Raw genomic sequence first — 1,360 nt, 5'->3', positions numbered from 1 at the left:
GATGAAAGCTGTGCGCCGTTTTAACCCGGAAGTGGGTGTGCGCCTGGTGTCCTTTGCAGTGCATTGGATCAAAGCCGAAATTCATGAATACGTTCTGCGTAACTGGCGTATTGTGAAAGTTGCCACCACTAAAGCACAACGTAAGCTGTTCTTTAACCTGCGTAAAGCCAAGCAGCGTTTGGGCTGGTTCAACCAGGAAGAAGTCGAAATGGTGGCGCGTGAACTGGGCGTCAGCAGTAAAGATGTGCTGGAAATGGAATCGCGCATGGCTGCGCAGGACATGACCTTTGACCCAACGCCGGACGACGAAGGCGAAGGGCGTTCAATGGCGCCGATGCTCTACCTGCAGGATAAGTCTTCCGACTTTGCCAATGGTATCGAGGAAGATAACTGGGACGATCACGCGGCGGATAAGCTGAGTGATGCGATGCTGGGGCTGGACGAACGCAGCCAGCACATTATCCGCGCCCGCTGGCTTGACGATGACAACAAAACCACCCTGCAGGAGCTGGCCGATCAGTACGGCGTTTCCGCAGAGCGTGTGCGTCAGCTCGAAAAGAACGCGATGAAGAAACTGCGTCTGGCGATTGAAGCATAGTCAATACCATGACAGCAGAGCGACCGGCATGTGGTCGCTATAAGGGCTGACCTTCTTTGAGGTCAGCCCTTTTTTTATTTCAACCATTCACCGTTCTGCTGCTTAAATCCGCCCGCCTGCATAAAGGCGGCTATCACTTCAGGTGCCGACGTTCCGTCGATGCAGACCGACCAGTAGGCCACATCTGGGTTTTGTGCCACTACCTCTTCCAGCAGATACAGCCCGACACCGCGCCTGCGTGTTACCTCCCGCACCTCCAACTGCGACAGCTTCCCCTGACCTGTGCGCACTTCCACTCTGACCGCCGCCAGCAGCCGATCGTTAAAGCGCGCAGCATAGAGTCGGAATTGATCATCCAACTGCGCTTCCAGAGCGTCGATATCAGCCTGTGGCCAGATTTTTTTTAAATCACTGCGATCCTGCTCTGAGCACTGTTGCAGACGGATGATAGTCAGTTTCATCGGAATAACCCGTACGTGAGAAAGGCATATTGTAGCGAAGTTGACCATACTATAACGTGTTAGTTTTTGCGTACAAAAACGAGGCGATGTGTTGAGTCTCTATCCTATATGCCGAGTAAATCATTGTTGATGATTTATCAGCCAGCATAAACTCCTGGGTATTCGGCTAAAATGCCACCGTTCGTGTTAGTGAATTGTCCTGCGGGACCCGCTATTTACTGAATATGTCAGTTGATTTACAGCAGAATATTCCTGTTTAATAACCTGAAATTTAAAGCCTTATTCATAAAAAATGCCGGTA

General features: G+C 51.0%; 2 protein-coding genes. One reads left to right on the top strand and one right to left on the bottom strand.

Translation table 11 applies throughout. The features are described 5' to 3' along the window. Window positions 1-598: RNA polymerase factor sigma-32 (locus WH277_RS00915; protein WP_339503837.1), on the top strand; the 598-nt coding region annotated here is incomplete at its 5' end. A 74-nt stretch (window positions 599-672) separates the two neighbouring features. On the opposite strand, the gene panM is transcribed toward WH277_RS00915, so the two are convergent. Further along, on the bottom strand, window positions 673-1,059 hold the full coding sequence (gene panM / locus WH277_RS00910; protein ID WP_339454663.1) for an aspartate 1-decarboxylase autocleavage activator PanM: 387 nt from the start codon (window positions 1,057-1,059) through the stop codon (window positions 673-675). Window positions 1,060-1,360 lie beyond the last annotated feature (301 nt).

It is taken from the genome of Erwinia sp. MYb416, assembly GCF_037479575.1.
Lineage (GTDB): Bacteria > Pseudomonadota > Gammaproteobacteria > Enterobacterales > Enterobacteriaceae > Erwinia > Erwinia rhapontici.
Note: the sequence above shows the minus strand (reverse complement) of the source record. Positions and strands in the feature narration are given on the sequence as shown.

Coding starts and splice junctions, on each gene's coding strand:
- panM (WP_339454663.1), bottom strand. CDS start 1,059: ATGAAACTGACTATCATCCGTCTGCAACAGTGCTCAGAGCAGGATCGC.